This window comes from Aminobacterium sp. (assembly GCF_034926885.1).
Lineage (GTDB): Bacteria > Synergistota > Synergistia > Synergistales > Aminobacteriaceae > Aminobacterium.
Genome location: NZ_JAYFQR010000005.1, coordinates 62,714 through 81,076, shown reverse-complemented (window position 1 = coordinate 81,076; position 18,363 = coordinate 62,714). Strand labels below are relative to the sequence as shown.

Below are 18,363 nucleotides of genomic sequence, written 5' to 3'. Positions count from 1 at the left end.
AGACTATTCTTCTTCGTTCCTTTCATATGCAAGTTCAGATTCGTTGAGCTTAATAGGCATAAGCATATAAAGGAAATCATTTCCGCCTGGTCGAAGCATGCTCATTTGCCCTTCTGGTCCGTTGAATGTAACGTATACATTTTCACTATGTAAAGCTTTTAATCCATCTAGAAGATAAGAAACATTAAAAGCAATCAATAAAGGTTCACCATCAATTTGTGCATCTAATATTTCTTCAGCCTCGCCTATTTCAGGGGCTCGTCCAATCATACGAAGATCTCCATTAGGAGAAAGTTTTAAAATAACCATACGACTATGGTCTTTAACAACAACATCAACTCTTTCAAGAGCTTCTGTTAATGCGTTTCTTGAGACTGTTAATGTTGTTGTACTTTGAGGATTTAAAATTTTCTCGTAATTAGGAAAAGAAGATTCTATTTTCCGAATTGAAAATTCTACATCACCCATCTGAAAATACGCAAGTGTATTATCGTGAAGAATTCGAACTGGCTTATCGGCTTCTAAAGATGAAAGTTGACGCAGAAGCTCTTTTAGTCCTGCTAAAGGAAGAAGCATTTTTTCTGTTTCACCATAATCATCAAGTAATGCTTTTGATAAAGAAAGTCGTCGTCCATCAGTGGAAACTACTCGAAGTTCACTCTCTTTAAGTTCAAGAAGGGCTGCACCTAAGTACTTGGGAAACTCTTCTCCAAGGGTACTGGCAACTGTTCCTTCACTTAAAATTTGAGAGAGTTTTTCTGCTTTAGCAGTGCAGAAAAATTGCGCATTATCTGCTGAGGGGAGATGTGGAAATTCTTCAACAGGGTATGTAGAAAAACGATATGTATTTCTTCCTGCAAAAATAATTCCTTTTCCTTCTTTCACTGAAACAGTAAATGTTTCAGTAGGAGCTTTTTTAAAAAGTTCTCCGACAATTTTAACAGGAAGAATAGCTTCTCCGCTTTCTTCGATATTTACCCCAGTGGCAATACACTTAATAGATGTTTTGAGATCTGTAGCTTCAAGTATTACAGAAGTGTCATCAACACGACATAAAATTCCAGAAAGAGAGCTTATAGTACTTTTTGTGCTTGTTACTCTTTCTGCTGTTTGCCAACTTTTCATGAAATCGGGTTTGCTCACCTGGAGTCTCATAACATATTCCCTCCCGTTGTTATTATCTTTATTATTTATGTATATAGGTAATAATGATAGTAATAGGTACTGTGGATAGTGTGGAAATCGTCGTCAGCCATTCTAAAATGTAACTTTCTTTGGTGGATAAATACTCACAACTTCTCCCCGAGTTATACACATTGTCCACAGTAGAATTGTGAAAAACTTGAATAATTTACTTATTCACATCCTATTCAGAGCTATTTTCACAGCTTATTCTCTATGTTATCCACAATTTCTTTCATTCGTGGCTGCTCTTCTATGAGTTTGGATATTTTTCTTTGGGCGTGGAGAACTGTAGTGTGATCCTTTTTATTAAAGGAAAGTCCCACCTGTTGTAGACTTGCGTCAGTAAGTTTTCGACAAAGATACATTGCGACTTGTCGAGCTAAGGCAATATCCGAAGTACGTCGATTTCCTACAAGATCTTCAACTCTCAGACTGAAATTCTCGGCAACTATCTGTTGAATAGTATCAACACTAATGGGCCCCTTGGAGTTGTGGCGAATAATATCTTTTAGCCATTGGGCAGCATTTTCCTCAGTAATAGGCTCACTATTGAGTTCTGCACAAGCGACAACTCTATTAAGAGCTCCTTCCAACTCTCTGATATTACTTGGAACGTTTTGCGCAAGAAAAGAAATAACGTTTTCTGGAACCTCGTAGTTACGAATTTGTGCCTTTTTTTCGAGAATGGCAATACGTGTTTCAAGGTCAGGCATTTGAATGTCGGTAACTAAGCCCCATTCAAAGCGGCTCACAAGACGATCTTCTATATTTTGTATCTCTTTAGGAGGACGGTCGGAACAGATAACAATCTGTTTTTTGCTTACATGAAGCTGATTGAATGTGTGGAAAAATTCTTCCTGGCTGCTTCCCTTGTTTCCTAAAAATTGAATATCATCAATGAGAAGAATATCCACATTTCTATATTTAGATTTAAACTCTTGAGTTCTGTTATTTTTTATAGATTGTATAAATTCGTTAATGAACTTTTCGGAACTTACATATGTTACTTTAAGTGAATTGTTTTTATTAAGAACATAATGCCCAATAGCATGCATGAGGTGGGTCTTTCCTAAACCGACACCTCCCCATATAAATAAAGGGTTATACGCTTCTCCTGGAGTTTCTGCTACAGCAAGACTCGCGGCATGAGCGAGTCGATTAGATTTACCAACGACAAAACTATTAAAAATATAATTTGGGTTTAAGCCGCTTCTAGAGAGAGTACCTGTTTGTTGAACAGCCCTCTCTGCTCGTTGTTGTTCATCTTTTCGTGTTTCTGAAGCTAATTTTAATTCAATAGATTGCGCATATCCCTTATCGTCAAGAATATCTTCGATAAGATTTTGAAACCTTTTAGAAATTTGTTCTTTAACAAAAACATTTGGAACATCAATAATAAAGACACCGTCCACAATTGAGAGAGGAACGCAGGTTTTCAACCATAAATCTGCAGTCCCTTCAGGCATTGCTTTTTCAATGCTGTTGAGAACATCATCCCAGATGTCACTAATTTTTTTATCCACCAATTTATTCACCTCGACCGATGGATTCACCTCATCTTACCACAGCGTATCCACAAAAGTTATCCACATATCCACACTATATCCACGATTTATTCAAAGGAGAACAAGCCCCATGTTACCTAAAGTACTCGAATTTCAAAAATAAACTGTCAAAATGACTAATCTTTACCAAAGGGTCGTACAGGAGTTTTGCCAACTATCCACATACTATTCACAACTTGTGGATAGTTGGGGAAAATTTATGGTTTTTACCCACAAGGGATGACCTAAACTCTTGCAGAGGGAATCATATCATATTTTTATCCATCGTTTGTGGATAATTTCTACACATCTTTAGAAAACTCCGGTTAAAATAAGAAATACACACGTATCATGATTTTTATCTTTAGGGGGAATGTTTATGGCATATATGTGTCATATTATCAGCCATACAGATTTAGACGGCATTACTGCTGCTGCCGTGGCATGGCATCATTTTCGTAATGAGTTTCCTGTGAAAGTTTCTCTTGTTGGGTATGGTAGTGTGGATAGTCTTATTCTCGAAAATTTAAAGGCACAAATCCCTACAATAGTTCTCGACCTTTTTTGTCAAAAAGAAAAAACTATAGAAGAGATTGATCATTCTTACGATATAAACACCCTTCCTTTCAATTGTCCCTTTGTTTTTGATCATCATGAGACAACGGCTCAACGTTATGCCAATCGTCCATGGCTAGTTGTCGACACATCAAAATGTGCAGCAAAAGTCTACTTTGAATGGCTACTTGAACACTCTCCTCGTACGGCATCCCAATGTTTGTCTGACATGGTGGATATTGCCAACGATAGAGATTTATGGTTGAACCAGCGGGAAGAAAGCAGATTATGGCAGGCTATGATTACATTATGTGGTCCTGAAAGTGTTTTAACACGTTTGGCAGCTTCTCCTTCATCGCATTTGAAGCCTTTTGAAGAAGAGGCTGCTCGTGATTTTATTAAAAGGCAAGAGATCCGGTTTGAAAAAGCTCTTGCAACTATAAATCGGTTCAAGGATATTGCATTTGTTGAAGATGGAATTCTCGAATTTGGAGATGTTTCAGATTTCGGTGGCCTCATTCTTGATCGACGTGATAATCCCCCGTTAATCGTTGCTGTTGCTGCTCGTCGTGCTCTTGGAGATTGGGTTTTGTCTCTACGTAGTCGAAATGCTATTGCAGGTAGTGTAGTTGGTATTCTTCGAGATGGTAAAAAAGTGCGAGGTGGCGGCCATGATGATTCTGCTGCTCTTTATTTTCCTCCATATTATACGCAAGAACAGATTAGAAGTTCTCTTGAAGCTGCAGTTCGTACAATTCAAGAGCGGAATGAATCTGCCAGTCTCAATCTTGGGAATTTATTAAAAGATGCAATGAAGTTGGAAGAAGAATCTTAGAACAGAATAGAGGTAAAATTAAATAAAATGTTTAAAGTTACATATTTAAAGAAAAGGTTTTTAAACTTTTTAGCTTTGGAACGAAGTATGATCGGGCTTCTTTCCATGGTTATATTAGTCGGTCTTGGAGAAAGATTAGCAGAACGCTTTCTACCTATATACCTGATTGCTCTTGGAGGAGGTCCTCTGTCTATTGGCCTTCTTAATGGGCTTGATAATTTACTTTCTGCCTTATACTCATATCCGGGAGGCTATCTTGCCGACCGTTTAGGAACAAAAACGTCCCTCTTTCTCTTCAATATCTTGGCAATGATTGGTTTTCTTATCGTTATTTTGTTTCCTTTTTGGTGGGCTGTTATAGGGGCTTCCTTTTTGTTTTTGTCATGGTCTGCTATTTCTTTACCAGCGACAATGAAGCTTATAGCTCAGGTTTTACCTTCTAACAGGCGAACTATGGGTGTTTCTATGCATTCCTTTATTAGACGCATTCCTATGGCTCTAGGACCTATTATAGGGGGAATAATGATAGGCTTTTGGGGAGAAAGAACAGGGGTCAGACTTGCATTTGTTATTGCGTTCATACTGGCTGGATTTGCCCTTTTTTTACAACAAATTCTTATTACCCCTGATCGGGAAATCATAGAACGCCCTGAAAAAAATCCTTTTATTGTTTTTCAGCTTATGCCTACAGACCTTAAAAATTTACTGATTTCAGATATATTGATTCGTTTTTGTGAACAAATTCCTTATGCATTTGTTGTCGTTTGGGCGATGAAGACTATTGCTAATCCTGTTTCAGCCTTTCAATTTGGGATTCTTACAACTATAGAGATGGTTGTTGCCATGTTTATTTATATTCCAGTGGCGTGGCTAGCTGATAGGGGAAATAAAAAAATTTTCGTTGCAATAACTTTCTGCTTTTTTACTATTTTTCCTATCGCACTTTATCATTCTCATTCTTTTTGGCCGCTGGCAGGAGCATTTGTTATTCGCGGATTTAAAGAGTTTGGTGAACCAACGAGGAAATCGCTTATTCTCGATTTAGCTCCGGCAGACCGTCGTGCAGCCATGTTTGGCTTATACTACATGATACGCGATATCATTGTTTCAGTAGCGGCTTTTAGCGGAGCATTGTTATGGATGGTGAGTCCTGCTGCTAATTTCTACACGGCATTTTTTTGTGGAATAGTGGGAACAGGATGGTTTATAGTAAAAGGGAAAAGTAGCAAACAACTCTTGTCGCAAAACAGATAAACTGGTAGAAAAGATACATATAAAACCATGACGATAGGTGTGATCATCAATGGGAGTTATAAAAGTTGTCGAGTATAACGGACCCGATCCTCACGACGTTTTTGCTTGGAAATTTGTAGATGGGACTGGTCGTTCCGATGAATTGTCCACATGGACACAACTTGTAGTTCGAGAGTCACAGGAGGCTATTTTATTTAAAAATGGACAGGCCTTTGATCTTTTCCCAGCTGGACGTCATACATTAAGCACAAATAACATTCCTCTTATTTCGACTTTTATGAACCTTCCTTATGGGGGAAAATCACCTTTTAAGGCAGAAGTATGGTATGTCAATAAGCTCTATTCCCTTGATATTAAATGGGGAACGCCAACTCCTATTCAGATTCAAGATCCTCGATATGGAGTGTGGCTGCCTGTTCGTTCCTATGGACAATTTGGAATACGAATCGCTGATTCTCGCAAATTTCTACTTAAACTTGTAGGTAATGTTGCTCTCTTTACCAAAGAGAATCTGACCCGTTTTTTCAGGGGTCTTCTTACTACGCGTATTAAAGATCTAATTTCGAGTTACATTGTTATTGAGAAAAAGACTATTCTTGAGCTAAATGCATATCTCAATGAAATATCAGCTCATATGGAAGAGGAAATTCGTCCCATCTTGGGAGATTATGGTATTGAACTCGTTAATTTTTTTGCTAATTCAGTGAACGTACCAGACGATGACCCAGTGGTCATTCAACTTAAAAATGCCCTTGTTAAAAAGGCCGAAATGGATATTTTAGGGTATTCCTATCAGCAGGAACGAAGTTTTGACACTCTCGAAAAGGCTGCGGAAAATGAAGGCAATGGCGCTGGCCTTATGCAGGCTGGAATAGGCTTGGGAATGGGTGTTGGCGTTGGAGGTGCTTTTGGACAGACGGCAGCTCGTATGACGGAGGAGTTGCGTACCGATGGTTCGAAAGAACAAGCAAAGACGAGTGGCATTACCTGTTCTAATTGTGGAGCTTTTCTTCCTAACGATGCTCAATTTTGCTCTCAGTGTGGACGTAAAATACGGTTATGCCAATCATGTGGCAATGATATTCCCGATGAAGCCATGAGATGTCCAGTATGTGGGGCATCTGTTCCCGTTCAGTGTTCTCAGTGTGGCAATATGGTAGGAGCTGATATGCGTTTTTGTCCTTTCTGTGGCCGGGAAATGAAACGTACCTGTCCTTCATGTGGAAAAAACGTAGATCTAAATGCTCGTTTTTGTCCTTCCTGCGGGCAGAAACTAGATGAAAATCCTATCCAGTAAGGGAAGGAGTTTCTAATGAAAATGAAAAATAAATTGAGTCTCGCTCTCCTTTTTGTTATGGCGGTAGTTCTTAGTGCTGTTATTGCTGTTTCCTTCATGACGACAGAGCCCGATGCACGAAGTGCTTATTTTTGGATAACGTTTTTCTTCCTCCTAGTTGGTATCGTTATCTCTTTCTTGTTTGGTTTATTACAGATTCGTATAGATCTTGATAAGGGGCTTCCTACGCCAGCTTTTTTTGGTCTTGGAACACTTATAATTCTTTACGACCTTTTTTTGATTGTTAATCCTCTCCTTTTCTGGAAGGGGTTTGAATTCTCAGTTACAGGATATGCTGTAACGCACATTATTGGATTAGCTGCTTTTTTGTCATTAAGCGGAACGACGCTTATGTCGGCTGTTTCTATTACGGCAAGGGAAAAAGAAGAGAAGGAAGATATCTATACTATTCGTCTTTGGACAGATCGTTTGAACCGAGTCCTTACCCAAGCTCGAGATAACGAATTGAGCGATGATGTTTTGCTAGAGATCCAAAAGCTTGTAGGAAAAATCAGATACACTGATCCTGTAAGTTGTCAGGATGCCCTTCCCATTGAAAAGAAAATAAGCGAAATGATCGAGAAAATTTCAGACGGAATTGATCTTTTTACCGTAGAAGAACAAGGTTCTTCTGAGGAGGAGAAGATTTTAGAAAATCTTAAACAACTTATGGAATATGTAACAGACAGAGAAGAGCTTATCGCTCGTATGAAATAGTTTATATTTGAGGAGGAAATGGAATGGCAGCAGACAATGTTGAAAGGGAACTGACATGTGCGTCATGTGGTGCTAACAATGAGCCAGGTTCCACATATTGTGCATATTGTGGAACGCTTCTGCCGGAAAAGAAAATAGAAAAAGAATCAGTCTCTTCAACAGTTTTTACACCAGTATCGATTTCGGGTGAAAAAATTGCTTTTAAGAGGGTTAGTGTTGGTATAGCAGTTCTTTTTACCATCCTTACTTTCGGTATATATCCAGTAGTATGGGTTTTGTTGAGAAAAAAGGCTTTTAATGAATTAAAAGGAACAGAAAAAATTGCCGGATGGTTGGCATCTTTACCTCTTATTCTGTGGGGGCTTTCCATTGCAATTCAAGATCCGGAAATACAAGGCATTATGAGGATAGCATCATGGATTACATGGATTATTCTTGCTTTTAAGATGAGAAAAATGCTTCGTGAATATATTGCGAGTTTTGGAGATGAAGATGTTCTTCCTAACATTGCTCCATCAAAGATAATGACGTTCTTTTTTACTTTTTTCTATATTCAGTATCATATAAATCGCCTTATCGATATCGGGGTTTTCAAGCGAGCAAATTAAAGTTATAAATTTGAGGTTGCTTCTTAAGAAGCAACCTTTTTTCTTGCGTCAAAAAGATTTAGTGATAATATATTTTTATAATAAATATAACGGAAGGTGAAGTCATATGCCCATATATTTGAATAATGCGGCGACAACATGGCCGAAACCTCAGGTTGTTCCAGAGGCAATGTATGATTTTTTGGTCAATTCAGGGGCAAATTTGGCCCGGGGGACAACAGCAAAACGTGATCTCGGGACGATGGACCTTGTCTTAAATTGTCGAGAATTGTTGGCTGAATTTTTTCATGGATATGAAGATGCGGATCCTAGATATGTAACCTTCACATCTAATATAACCGAATCGCTAAACGTTGTTCTTAAAGGTTTTCTCAAACCTGGAATGAGAGTGTTAACGAGTAGCATGGAACATAATGCTTCCATGCGGCCTCTTCGACGCCTTGAACAGCAGCGCGGAGTGGAAATTAGAGTTCTCCAATGCGACAGTGAAGGTGTTCTTCCTCTTGATGTTTTGGGTGAGGCTTTAACTGAAAAGAAATACGATCTTATGGTTATGACCCATGCAAGTAACGTGTGTGGAACGATTCAAGATATAGAAGGAATAGCTCGTCTTTGTCGTTCCGCTGGCGTTCCCCTTGTTATCGATTCTGCCCAGACAGCAGGAGTATTGCCCATTCATGTGACAGATTTAGGCTTGGCAGCTCTCTGTTTTACGGGGCATAAAGGACTTATGGGACCTCAAGGAACAGGTGGCATTGTCTGGAATCCTGATTTTGCCGAGAAAGTTGATTGGTTTATTGAAGGGGGAACGGGGAGTTTTTCTCACCTTGAATATCAACCTGATTGTATGCCTGATAAATTTGAAGCTGGAACGCCTAATCTTCCAGGCATAGCTGGCTTGAGAGCTGCATTACAATGGCTCATTAAAGAGGGTCCGGCGAAGATACATGCGCGCGAGATAGAGTTGGGAGCTCGTTTTCTTGAGGGAATAAATAAAAATCCTTCCATTCTTCTTGCGGGCAAAAAAACTATGGAAGGACGGCTGCCTGTTTTCCCTCTTAACTTTGAAGGACACGATCACGCTATTATTGCTGCGGAACTCGTGGATAGAGCAGGTATAGAGACTCGGCCAGGGCTCCATTGCGCTCCGATTGCACATAAAACACTTGGTACTGAAGCAATGGGAGGAGCATTACGTGTCTCTGTTGGATATTTCAACACAGAGGAAGAAATTGATTCTTGCCTTACGGCTCTTAATAGTATTCTTTCACACCCAGTGAAGGCGAAAGCTTAAAAACGAATAACGCTGTTCCCTGCTTCCTGTCCATGTATCCCCTCTTGCGGGCAGGAAGCTTTCTTTATCCCTTCATTAAAAAAGACAGCAGTATTTCCTCCTAGACGTTTCGCTTCGTACAATGCCACATCGCAATCTCTAAAGAGGTCTGTAATAGAATTGTAGCACTCTGCTTTGGTGATAATCCCCATGCTGAAAGAGAGAGTTATTGAAACATTTTTTATTTTCAGGGGGTCCTTCATTACCTCTTTGACTTTCTCTGCAAAAGCCATACCATCTTCCTTATCTTTATGCAGCAAAAGTAGAACGAATTCATCTCCTCCCAGACGAGCAAAAACATCATTTTCGGAGAGCAGAAAATGAAGGCGTTTTCCTACTTCCCGTAAAACACGATCTCCATAAAGATGGCCACATGTATCATTAATATTTTTAAAGTGATCTACATCCATCATAATAAAAAGGAAGGGGATACTTTTTCCTCGCTTATTTGCTCCGAGAATACGGTGAAGGCGCTCCATAAAACTTGCCCTGTTTGGAAGGCCTGTTAGAGAATCTCTGTAGGCCATATGATAAAGGCGATTTTCAAGATCTTTACGATGAGAAATATCTCTTGCTATTGAAAGAATAAGTTTTCTGTTACCGAGAGAGAGTTTCTGAGCTTGAAATTCAACGGGAATTCTATCTCCGTTTTTTCTCACAAGAGCTGTCTCTTTTTGTGCAAAAACAGGCAACGGATTTCGACCGATAAAGGCGTTGAGCGGATGACCAACGAGATCTTCTTTTTCATAATCAAGAAGTTGACAAGCTCGTGTATTAGACAAAATAATATTTCCGTTTATATCGCATATAAAAAACATGTCTGGAGCCGCATCTAATATTTTTTGAATGTTGTCGATCATGTTGTTTATAGTATGAGATAAAAAAGTAATTTCATCTTTTCCCTCATCGGATACTCTGAGGTCTAAATTAGTGGTATGTGATATTTCTTTAACTTTATTAGCCATACGATGAAGGCGAAAAAGTATCGTTTTATTTAAGAAAAGGAGAATAAAAGTTGCCAAAACTCCCTGTGCTCCGAGGAAAAGAAAAAGAACAATAATAACAGTGTGATGTCCATAATGAAAAAGGGTACGTTCTTTTGCTGTTGCAAGAAGAAAGATGGGATTTCCTGCTATATCAGGTATGAGTGTTTGGGCCTCTAAAAACGAAGAAGAGAGCGAATTATATTTTGTATGCCAAGGCTTGAGTTCTTTCAATTCACTGTTAAATTCTTCATTATCGATTTCTGTTGGTAAAATCTTCAAAGAAATGTCAAGATATGTTGAAACCTGTTTCAGCGCACTATCATCAAAATAACGTCCAACGACAAGAAATCCTTTGGAAGGCCCTGAGAAATCACTTTTTAATATAGGGTGAAGCGCAATAATCATAGGTTTGTCCATATAGATAAGCCCCGAAAAGGAACCGTCTTTTTCCCCATTTTGAATACTTTCCTTTATGGTATCTGCATACTCTTGAATCAATGGTTTTTTTTGAAAAGTTGATGTGTCGAAAAGAGTGCTATATAGAATTTTTCCGTCATTGTTAAGGAGAAGAAAAAGATTAAGGTTGAGATTTGTAAAGGTTTCATCCATGAGGTTGTCTGTAATATATTTTTCATTATACTGTGAAGCAAAGGTATAAGTGTCGTTCCATGGTGCCCAATCACTTGCGATTGATTCAAGATTTTCTCTGAAATAATTTACCGTTTCAAGAACTCTTTGATTATCTTTTTCGAAAGTCTGCTCTTCAAAATCAATAAATCTTTTTAAAATGAAGCGATCAGCAATACAGAACGCCGCAAAGGCATTAACAATAAAGGCAATGATTATAATAAGCAGCGTTTTTGTGCGTATCGACACGAGCTTCACCTGTCCTTTATACGTATCTACTATACGTAAAATATTACTTATCACCAACTTATTATCGTAAGTTTAATCGTCAATATAAAGGCTGTCAAAAAATGCCTTGACAAATAAAGGAATTCAGGTACTATAATTCCTGATTTTAAAAATTGGAGGCACATAATGCATTCGATAGTTTCTATTTCTGAAGCGGCATCCCTTGCTTTTCATGGGATGGGACTTTTAGCTGTTACTGGTAAACGAATGAGCATAAAAGAAATGGCGGAAATTATTAATGTTTCAGAGGCTCATTTAGCGAAAGTTTTTCAACGTTTGGTCAAAGCAGGTTTTGTCGAGTCTTCACGGGGGCCTGGCGGTGGTTTTGAATTGGCTCGGTCAGCTGAAAGTATATCATTACTTGAGATATACGAAGAGATAGAGGGTAAAACTGAGGAAAATTATTGTTTGCTCCATTGCGAAGAGTGCCCCTTTCATATCTGTATTTTCGGAAGTCTGTTGCAGAAAATGACGCAAGAATTTTTAGGGTATTTGCGGGATAAGTTGTTATCAGATCTGGTAAGAGGTGAAGTGTATGAGTCATATGGTGAAAAGGAAGATTATTAAGATTGATGAAGAAAAGTGCAATGGTTGTGGTTTATGTGCCCAAGCATGTCATGAAGGTGCGATCCAGATTATTGACGGAAAGGCAAAGCTTGTCAGCGAATCTTATTGTGATGGTTTAGGTGATTGTATTGGAAAATGTCCTCAGGAAGCAATATTTTTTGAAGAAAGAGAGGCTGCTCCTTACGATGAAGACGCTGTAAAACGCCATATGGCGAGGTGTCCTGGCTCTATGGCAACAGATTTGAGAAAGACAAGTACATCAAGTAGAATTGAAAAAGCATCTGAAAAGAAACTGAAAACAGATCTTCAAAAATCACAATTGGGGAATTGGCCAGTTCAGATTCGTTTAGTGCCAATAAATGCTCCATACCTTCATCATGCCAACCTTATTATTGCTGCTGATTGTACTGCTTACGCCTTTGCTGATTTTCACAGACAATTTCTTCTGGAAGAAAATTCTGTTTGTTTAATAGGATGTCCTAAACTTGATGATGCTCAAGCCTATATAGATAAAATATCCCAACTTATTGTTGCCAATGAACCCAAGTCTATCTCTGCCATATATATGGAAGTTCCATGTTGTGGTGGTCTAGTTCGTCTTATCTCCCATGCCATAGAACATGCTAAGATCAATATAACGCTCAAGCTTATAAAAATAAGCATAGGTGGAAAAATTATAGATAAAGAAACGACAAAATATGTGTTCTCAAAGTAGCGTTATAAAGAAGAGGAGGGATTGATAGTATGTATTGCTACCAGTGTGAACAGACTGCGAAAGGGACGGGTTGCACGGCTTTTGGTGTTTGTGGCAAATCTCCAGAGGTTTCCGATCTTCAAGATCTTCTCATCCATATAACAAAAGGTATTTCCATGTACGCCAGTAAGGCGCGAGAAATGGGAACTATTGATCGCAATATAGATGTGTTTGTTATAAAGGCTCTTTTTACAACGATTACGAATGTCAACTTTGATGAAGAACGTATGGAAAAAATGCTTAAAGAAGCAGCTTCCGTAAAAGAAAAAGCGAGAGATTTATATGAGCAGGCTTGTGTGAAATCAGGGAAAAAACCTGAGGAACTTAAAGGGCCAGCCTCTTATATGCTTCCCGATAGTCGAGATGAAATGATTCGTGATGGTGAAAAAGTGACACCTGAAGCTTGGGCTGCAAAATATGGTGAGGTTATGCAGGGTCTTCGGGATCTTATACTTTTCGGGCTAAAGGGAAGTGCTGCCTATACAGATCATGCTCATGTTTTAGGATACGATGATGACGATATTTACGGATTTTTTCACGACTTTCTGACATACCTGAGCGACGAAACTTTTACAGTAGATGATTTGGTTGCGAGAGCTCTTGATGCAGGAAGATGGAATATTTCGGTTATGGAGCTTCTCGATAGAGCCAATACATCTCGTTATGGACATCCCGAACCAACAAAAGTACGTGTCACTCCTCTTAAGGGAAAAGCTATTGTGGTTTCTGGGCACGATCTTCGTGACCTTGAGCTTTTGCTGAAGCAGACAGAAGGAAAGGGTATCAATATCTATACTCATGGCGAAATGCTGCCCTGTCTTGCCTATCCAGAATTGAAAAAATATAAGCATCTTGTTGGGAATTATGGAGGTGCGTGGCAAGATCAGCGAGAAGAGTTTGACCGGTTTCCCGGAGCTATTTTAATGACGACAAACTGCATTCAAAAACCTAAGGATTCCTATAAAGATCGTATTTTTACAACAGGTCTTGTTGCCTGGCCAGGGATAACCCATATTGGAGAGGAGAAAGATTTTACCCCTATTATTGAAGCAGCTCTTAATGCGCCAGGTTTTACTGAAGATGCTCCTGATCATACAATTACTATTGGTTTTGCCAGAAATACTGTTTTATCTGTAGCAGGAAAAGTTGTAGATCTTGTAAAAGCTGGTAAGATTCGTCATTTCTTCCTTATTGGTGGGTGTGACGGAGCCAAACCAGGCCGAAGTTATTATACAGATCTGGCAACGATGACACCTAAAGATACCATTATCCTTACTCTGGCATGTGGAAAGTATAGGTTTAACAAACTTGAGTTTGGAGAGATTGAAGGAATTCCGCGCTTGTTGGATGTGGGACAATGTAACGATGCCTATTCAGCTGTTCGTATTGCCATGGCATTGGCGGAGGCTTTTAATACTGATGTAAATAGCTTGCCACTTTCTCTCGTTTTGTCATGGTATGAACAGAAAGCAGTCTGCATTCTTCTCTCTTTGCTCTATCTTGGTATAAGAGATATGCGTATTGGTCCCAGTTTGCCTGCTTTCGTGAAACAACCTGTTTTTGAGGTGTTGCATGAAAAACTGAATCTCATGCCAGTGACGACACCAGAAGAAGATTTAAAGGCAATTCTTGGATAAAGGATTGTAACTGCAAATGTAAAGGGCACGCCAGGGGGATCGTTCCTCCTGGCGTTTTCGATGTATGATACATTTGGTGAGGAAAAATAATATTGTCAAAGAGCACTTTTGGGTATACACTAAATTGAAGTTTTCAGATAACTCCCAGGAGGTGCATATATATGGAGCACGGCGAAGTTGTTGTTCTTGATGGGCAATCTCTTACAATCGAAGATGTAGTAAAAGTTGCGCGAAATAATGCCAAAGTAGAGCTTGATCCTCATGCGCTTGAAGCTGTTGATAAAGCAGCATCCCTTGTCAATGAATGGGCGTCAGGCAATGAAGTTATTTATGGTATTAATACAGGATTTGGAGATTTGGCCACTGTTCCTATCTCACGAAAAGATCGCCGTCAGCTTCAAGAAAACCTTCTTAAAAGCCATGCCTGTGGCGTTGGAGCTCCCTTTGACGAAGAGACAGTGCGAGCTATTATGTTACTCCGCATTAATACACTTATAAGAGGCTATTCTGGAATTCGAGTATCCACTTTACAGCGTTTAACCGAATATCTGAATTTAGGTATCCATCCTATGATTCCTTCTCAGGGTTCCGTGGGATCAAGTGGAGATTTATGCCCACTTTCTCACCTTGCTGTTACACTTCTTGGTCTTGGCGAAGTTTTTTATAAAGGTCGTCGCCAATCTACTGCTCGTCTCCTTCGTAAGTTTGGCATGGAACCCCTTCATCTTGAGGCTAAGGAAGGATTGGCCCTCAATAATGGAACAACTGTTATGACGGCTATTGCAGCTCTTGCTCTCTACGATAGTGTCAATACTCTGAAATTAGCAGATATAGCAGCGTCACTCTCTCTTGAAGCGTTACATGGTGTACCTTACGCTTTTGATGAGCGAACACATGCTCTCCGTCCATATCACGGGCAGATGACAGTTGCATCAAATATTCGCAAACTAATTTCTGGTAGTCAGATTATTGAAAAATTTAAGGGAGAACGCGTTCAGGATGCCTATTCCCTTCGTTGTGTTCCTCAGGTACATGGTGCGAGTCGAGATGCCATTGGATATATTTGGGATAAAGTTTCTATAGAAATTAATGCAGTAACTGATAACCCTCTTATTTTTGTTGATGATCGCATGGCTATAAGTGGCGGAAACTTTCATGGGCAGCCTATGGCTTTAGCTATGGATTTTTTTGGTATTGCCATGGCAGAAATTGCGAATATATCAGAACGAAGAGTTGCACGTCTTGTCGATAGCTCTCTTTCTGGACTTCCCCCTTTTCTTATTAATGAAAGTGGTTTAAATAGCGGTTTCATGATTCCTCAATATGCAGCAGCATCTATAGTTTCTGAAAACAAAGTTCTAGCTCACCCCTCTTCTGTTGATTCTATTCCTACATCAGCTAATCAGGAGGATCACGTTTCTATGGGAACTTATGGTGCACGTAAGGGGCGTAATATTCTTGACAACACAAGAAGAGTTCTTTCTATCGAGTTCTTTTCAGCTGCTCAGGCCTTAGATTTCAGTATTTTACTTAAGCCAGGTCTTGGAACGGCAGCTGCCCATCGTATGATTAGAAGTGCTGTCCCCTTCTTGAAACATGATGACTATCTTTACCCCCTTATTCGAAGAGTTCAAGAGCTTATGGATCGAAGTGAAATCCTTAGTGCTGTAGAGGAGGTTGTAGGACCTCTCGACTAACGGAAAGGAGATATAAGATATGCCTAGACTTTCTCGTATGACGGTGAACGATTTTGTAGAGCAGCTTTCTGCTGGAACCCCCTCCCCTGGTGGCGGAAGTGCTGCTGCTTTATGTGGAGCAATGGCAGCTGCTCTTGGCGGTCTTGTCTCACGGTTGACTCTCTCGAAAGAAGCGTATGAACAGTCTTGGGAAGTGATGGAACGTGTTCGAGATGAAACTGCATCGTTATCAGATCGACTTGTTTACCTTATGGAAGAGGATACGAATGCATATCTTTCGTTCATTGAAGCAGGAGGACTTCCTTCAGAGACTCCTGAGGAGGAAGAAATCAAAGAACAAATGAGAGAGCAAATGATGAAAAAAGCAGTAGTTGTTCCCCTCGAAGTTTTGCGTTGTTGCCAGGAAATCCTTCCCCTGCTTCGTGATGTTGCTGCTTTGGGAGCCAGAGTGGCTGTGAATGACGGAATGACGGGACTTTGTTTGTTAAGAGCAACTGCCGTGGCGTCATGCTTAACGATATTAACAAATCTACCTCGCCTTTATGATGAAAATTTTTGTTCTTCTGTACAGGACGAGGCCCTATCTCTCATGTACGATATTACATCGGAGATAGACAGAGCAAATGAGCATTATGTAAATGCTCTTTTAAAGCTTCGGGAATAAGTCAGATAACAAACTACTATTTAGAATCGTACTGCTAAAATTGCATTCTGTGAAAAAAAGCGCATAATAAAATCAGATAGTAGCGGAGGTTTATTGAGATGGTTAATTATGCGCGTATGCTTAGTACTTTTCTTGATCTCGTAAAAATAAAGGCAGAGTCTGGAGCCGAACAGCCTGTTGTTCAGTATATATTGCCTCGTCTCCGTCGTTTAGGGCTTGTTATAAGACAAGGAAGTGAGGAAAGGGCAGAAAATATAGTGGCTGTTCTTCCTCCTACTCATGATAGAAACCGGTGTATCGCTCTTTCTGCTCATATGGATACGGTTTTCCTCTCGAAACCCGTTGTTCCTCGTATACGTGAAGGTGTCATTACTTCTTCTGGAGATACAATTCTAGGAGCTGATGACAGGGCGGGGATAGCCGCTATTTTAGAAGGATTGGAAACTCTTACAGAAAAGAGGATTCCTCACCATTGTATAGAAATAATATTTACTGTTAAGGAAGAAACAGGGCTGGAGGGCGCAAAAAAGCTTGATCTAAACCAACTTCAGGCTTCAATGGCCTTTATTATAGATAATGGAGCTGATCCTGGACATATCGTGGTACAAGCTCCTTCCCATGTTAAGATTAAATGGGAGATATCTGGAAGAGCAGCACATGCAGGCGCGTCTCCTGAAAATGGAGTTAATGCCATACTTGCTGCTGCTGAGGGGTTACGGCAGATAAAAAGTGGTCGTATCGATCATGAGACAACGGCAAACATTGGCATGATTCATGGAGGAGGGGCTACAAATATTGTCTGCGATTCAGTCATAGTGGAGGGGGAAGCTCGTTCTAATTGCGAGAAAAAACTTGAAGATACTGTGAGTGCAATGGTTGAAGCGATGGAAAAAGGCTCGGAATCGTTAGGGGCAAAAGTCAAGACGAGAGTTCAAAAATCATATAGGAGTTTTACATTAACCGAGATGGCTCCATCAGTTCAGTGGGCTTCGTCTGCAGTGCGCCGTTGTGGGTTAATTCCAGTTCTTATCTCTACAGGTGGTGGAAGTGACGCAAACATATTGAACGAGAAAGGAATAGAAGCTGTTACATTAGGTACTGGTGCAAAAAATGCTCACACTTCAGAAGAGTATATTCTTGAACGCGACTTATATACGTTAGGTGACATTGTTTATGCCATTATGAATGGTGCTTAGATAAACAAAAAACGGCTCTTATTTTTTCTTAGTGAAATAACCTCCCCAGACATTTCGAATGTCAGCCATAAAAACAAAGCCTCCAGCTTTTTTCCCTTCCTCTGCAACAAGAATCCTATCTTTTCGTTCGCAGATAACCTTAAGAATAAGACGAGGACCATCTCGCCCTTCTCCTTCAAGAACAGTAGTTCCGAAACCTTTAGATCTCAAAACATCAGCCAACATTCTTCCTGCTTCTGTATCTTCAATAATAATTTCTACAATGAGGTGTCCTTTCAGAAGTTTTTCTTCGAGAAAAGAACCAATATAATTTCCTGTGGAGAAACCAAGAGCGTAGGCAATAAAACTTAAGGGGCTGTTGAGACCTGCGTCGAGAACATATTTTAAACTCAAAAGGTAGAGGGAGATTTCTACAAATCCAATACATGCTGCCTTAAACCGTTGCCCTTTCACCAAGAGCAGCATTCGCATTGTTGCCATAGACACATCAGTACAACGAGCACAAAAAATAAGGACTACAGCGAGATTAAATTCTAAGGTCATTTCAATCCCCCCTTATCATATTTATCATACGCGACAT

General features: G+C 39.7%; 16 protein-coding genes. 12 read left to right on the top strand and 4 right to left on the bottom strand.

What is annotated here, in order from left to right:
• Window positions 1-3 precede the first annotated feature (3 nt).
• Entirely contained in the window at window positions 4-1,155 is a 1,152-nt protein-coding gene (dnaN, locus tag VB083_RS04180; RefSeq protein WP_213690080.1) for a DNA polymerase III subunit beta, read from the bottom strand.
• A gap of 227 nt (window positions 1,156-1,382) precedes the next feature.
• Window positions 1,383-2,711, bottom strand: coding sequence for a chromosomal replication initiator protein DnaA (gene dnaA, locus VB083_RS04175; protein ID WP_213690079.1), 1,329 nt, complete (start codon window positions 2,709-2,711; stop codon window positions 1,383-1,385).
• A gap of 397 nt (window positions 2,712-3,108) precedes the next feature.
• On the opposite strand from dnaA, the gene VB083_RS04170 reads away from it, so the two are divergent.
• The 6 genes from VB083_RS04170 to VB083_RS04145 all read left to right on the top strand — a co-directional run bounded on the left by VB083_RS04170 (window position 3,109) and on the right by VB083_RS04145 (window position 9,328).
• Window positions 3,109-4,119 (top strand): DHH family phosphoesterase, encoded by a 1,011-nt coding sequence (locus VB083_RS04170; protein WP_213699218.1) that lies wholly within the window; start codon window positions 3,109-3,111, stop codon window positions 4,117-4,119.
• A 27-nt stretch (window positions 4,120-4,146) separates the two neighbouring features.
• Window positions 4,147-5,373, top strand: coding sequence for an MFS transporter (locus VB083_RS04165; RefSeq protein ID WP_213690077.1), 1,227 nt, complete (start codon window positions 4,147-4,149; stop codon window positions 5,371-5,373).
• Between the two features lie 49 nt (window positions 5,374-5,422).
• Entirely contained in the window at window positions 5,423-6,670 is a 1,248-nt protein-coding gene (locus tag VB083_RS04160; protein ID WP_213699220.1) for an SPFH domain-containing protein, read from the top strand.
• Between the two features lie 21 nt (window positions 6,671-6,691).
• Window positions 6,692-7,426 carry a hypothetical protein gene (locus tag VB083_RS04155; protein ID WP_213695529.1) on the top strand — a complete coding sequence of 245 codons (735 nt, stop codon included), beginning with the start codon at window positions 6,692-6,694 and terminating at the stop codon, window positions 7,424-7,426.
• A gap of 23 nt (window positions 7,427-7,449) precedes the next feature.
• A complete protein-coding gene (locus VB083_RS04150) occupies window positions 7,450-8,034 on the top strand; it encodes a DUF4234 domain-containing protein (protein WP_213690104.1) in 585 nt (194 codons plus the stop codon).
• A gap of 106 nt (window positions 8,035-8,140) precedes the next feature.
• A complete protein-coding gene (locus VB083_RS04145; RefSeq protein WP_213690074.1) occupies window positions 8,141-9,328 on the top strand; it encodes an aminotransferase class V-fold PLP-dependent enzyme in 1,188 nt (395 codons plus the stop codon).
• Here VB083_RS04145 and VB083_RS04140 read toward each other — a convergent pair.
• Entirely contained in the window at window positions 9,325-11,229 is a 1,905-nt protein-coding gene (locus tag VB083_RS04140) for a diguanylate cyclase domain-containing protein (protein ID WP_213690073.1), read from the bottom strand. The genes VB083_RS04145 and VB083_RS04140 overlap by 4 nt on opposite strands.
• 165 nt (window positions 11,230-11,394) lie before the next feature.
• On the opposite strand from VB083_RS04140, the gene VB083_RS04135 reads away from it, so the two are divergent.
• The 6 genes from VB083_RS04135 to VB083_RS04110 all read left to right on the top strand — a co-directional run bounded on the left by VB083_RS04135 (window position 11,395) and on the right by VB083_RS04110 (window position 17,783).
• Complete coding sequence (locus tag VB083_RS04135) at window positions 11,395-11,835, top strand: RrF2 family transcriptional regulator (RefSeq protein ID WP_213690072.1); 441 nt, start codon at window positions 11,395-11,397, stop codon at window positions 11,833-11,835.
• Window positions 11,804-12,550 carry an ATP-binding protein gene (locus VB083_RS04130; protein WP_323401773.1) on the top strand — a complete coding sequence of 249 codons (747 nt, stop codon included), beginning with the start codon at window positions 11,804-11,806 and terminating at the stop codon, window positions 12,548-12,550. The genes VB083_RS04135 and VB083_RS04130 overlap by 32 nt, the downstream gene beginning before the upstream one ends.
• A gap of 29 nt (window positions 12,551-12,579) precedes the next feature.
• A complete protein-coding gene (hcp, locus tag VB083_RS04125; protein WP_323401772.1) occupies window positions 12,580-14,226 on the top strand; it encodes a hydroxylamine reductase in 1,647 nt (548 codons plus the stop codon).
• A 161-nt stretch (window positions 14,227-14,387) separates the two neighbouring features.
• Window positions 14,388-15,923: a histidine ammonia-lyase gene (gene hutH, locus VB083_RS04120; RefSeq protein WP_323401771.1), complete on the top strand. Its 1,536-nt coding sequence runs from the start codon at window positions 14,388-14,390 to the stop codon at window positions 15,921-15,923.
• Between the two features lie 19 nt (window positions 15,924-15,942).
• Window positions 15,943-16,587, top strand: a complete 645-nt coding sequence (locus VB083_RS04115) for a cyclodeaminase/cyclohydrolase family protein (protein ID WP_323401770.1) — start codon at window positions 15,943-15,945, stop codon at window positions 16,585-16,587.
• Between the two features lie 98 nt (window positions 16,588-16,685).
• Complete coding sequence (locus tag VB083_RS04110; RefSeq protein ID WP_213690067.1) at window positions 16,686-17,783, top strand: M20/M25/M40 family metallo-hydrolase; 1,098 nt, start codon at window positions 16,686-16,688, stop codon at window positions 17,781-17,783.
• A gap of 18 nt (window positions 17,784-17,801) precedes the next feature.
• Here the strand turns inward: VB083_RS04110 and VB083_RS04105 are convergent, their stop codons facing one another.
• Complete coding sequence (locus VB083_RS04105) at window positions 17,802-18,326, bottom strand: DUF2179 domain-containing protein (RefSeq protein ID WP_213690066.1); 525 nt, start codon at window positions 18,324-18,326, stop codon at window positions 17,802-17,804.
• Between the last annotated feature and the right edge of the window lie 37 nt (window positions 18,327-18,363).